At 41.9% G+C, this 2,125-nt stretch carries 1 protein-coding gene and 2 pseudogenes; all 3 read left to right on the top strand.

Going from position 1 to position 2,125, the window contains the following annotated elements:
• Positions 1-75 precede the first annotated feature (75 nt).
• Positions 76-387: pseudogene (locus FVQ77_09735) on the top strand (PKD domain-containing protein).
• A gap of 396 nt (positions 388-783) precedes the next feature.
• Positions 784-1,119: pseudogene (locus tag FVQ77_09730) on the top strand (PKD domain-containing protein).
• A 357-nt stretch (positions 1,120-1,476) separates the two neighbouring features.
• A partial coding sequence (locus FVQ77_09725) for a PKD domain-containing protein (GenBank protein MBW8050600.1) occupies positions 1,477-2,125 on the top strand: 649 nt, incomplete at its 3' end.

Here is a 2,125-nt window from a genome sequence, read left to right as displayed (position 1 = left end):
GCAGATACAGTTTTACAATTCCATACAGGGTCAATTTTTATTCCAGGTACAGCCATCAAAGATTCATCATTGAGGATGCGTGTCACCTCAGAGATTGGAGGTAATCTTGCCCCTGGTCCGTGTGATGATGTACAATTAGGCCAGCATGAAGATTATGCAGTCGTGGTTCTGGCAAGCATAACGCCTCCAACAGCAGCGTTTTCTGTGAGCGATATACATACCTGCACAGGAATAGTCACTTTTACCGACAACTCTTTGAATGCTCCTGCAAGCTGGTTATGGGATTTTGGGGATGGAATTATTGATTCGGTTCAAAATCCTACACATGCCTATACTCAGGATAGCGCTTATACCGTAACACTTATTGTAACGAATGCATTTGGCACCGATACGGTGGTGCAAACAGACCTGGTAGCAGTAGAGCTTACCGGAGCGCCCATAGCTGCTGCGTGTACTCCGCCTACCTTGAGCCCACTCTCTGATTTTGGGATATATAATGTTACATTCAATACGATTGATAATTCGAGTGATGGAGGTATTGATGGATACCGGGATTATAGCTGCGATCATAAGACCACAGTTATTGAGGGCAATATTTATACGATCTTTATTAACACCGGCTTAATTAGCAGCCAGGATGTGAGGGTTTGGATTGATTCAGATAACAATGGTACGTTTGATCCAAAAGATGAACTTGTGTTTTCTGCTGATGATGTCTTTAACCCTTCAGGAAATATCCAGATACCCTCTGTTACCTCATCGGTATTAAATACAGTGATACGCATGCGTGTTGCTGCTGATTCTAAGGGTAGCAAACCGGGCCCGTGTCAATTTATACAGAACGGCCAGGTAGAAGATTATGGATTGATCATTACTGAGAATCCCAGTCCCCCGATAGCTAACTTTTTTGCCGATGTTACCGTAACTTGTAACGGTGTAGTTAACTTTTTTGACAATTCATTTTTAGCCAAATCATGGTCGTGGGATTTTGGAGATGGCGCCCCGCTCGATACTAATCAAAACCCAATGCACACATACATGGTTGATAGTATCTATACAGTTACACTTGTGGTAAGTAATAGTTTTGGTAGTGATACAGAGATTAAGACTGCTTATATAGAAAAGATATGTAAGGTCCAGCCCACGAGCCAAACGGTAAATCTTTGTACGGGCAAATTATATGATAGCGGAGGGCAGGGGAATTACCAGAATAACAATAACGGAATATTTACTATCTCAGTGCCGTCAGCTACACGTATTGGTTTGGTCTTCGACACCTTTCTTTATGAAATAAATGATACGATATTTATATTTGATGGGCCCGGTACGGGCAGCCCGCTGCTGGGCAAATTTACGGGCTTCATTATTCCCAAAAATCCCTTTGGTGGAGACACCATATTTTCAACAGGTAGTTCAATTACGATAAAAGAAAAGACAGACATATCGGTTAACTTTTTAGGCTTTGAACTTAACTGGATGTGTGAGATAATTGTGCCGGTTCCTGCTTTTTCTGTTTCAGTGATTGATAGCTGTCTTCGATTGGCACAGTTTACCGATCAGTCATCAGGCAACCCTGTTTCGTGGCAATGGGATTTTGGAGATGGAAGTCTTGTGGATACAACTCAAAACCCGACACATATCTTCCCTGCAGATAGCAGCTATACGATCACCCTGACCGTCAGCAATCCCTCGGGCAGCGGCACGCTAATACAAACAAATGCAGTGAGCTTTACTTTTGGCAATTCACCTGAATTGGCTGCCTGCTATCCCCAAACTTTGAACGTATGCTGTGGATACGGTATTTATAATGTTTCATTCAATACGATCAACAAAACTACAGGTGATGGTAGTGAAGGGTACGGTAATTTTATCTGCAGTGATAATACACAGATCTATACCAATGAGACCTATCAATTGTCAGTTCAAACCAATCCTGATACGGTTGTTATGCAGAAATTAAAGGTATGGATTGATTTTAATAATGATGGTACGTACAACGACACAACTGAATTGGTATTTGACGAAGATAGTATTAGATCAGTTATATCAGGTGATATTACCATACCTGGAGACAGTACGGTAGTATTGGATGCCCTGTTACGGATGCGTGTATCATCAGATGCGC

Source organism: Cytophagales bacterium (assembly GCA_019456305.1).
Taxonomy (GTDB): Bacteria; Bacteroidota; Bacteroidia; order Cytophagales; family VRUD01; genus VRUD01.
Note: the sequence above shows the minus strand (reverse complement) of the source record. Positions and strands in the feature narration are given on the sequence as shown.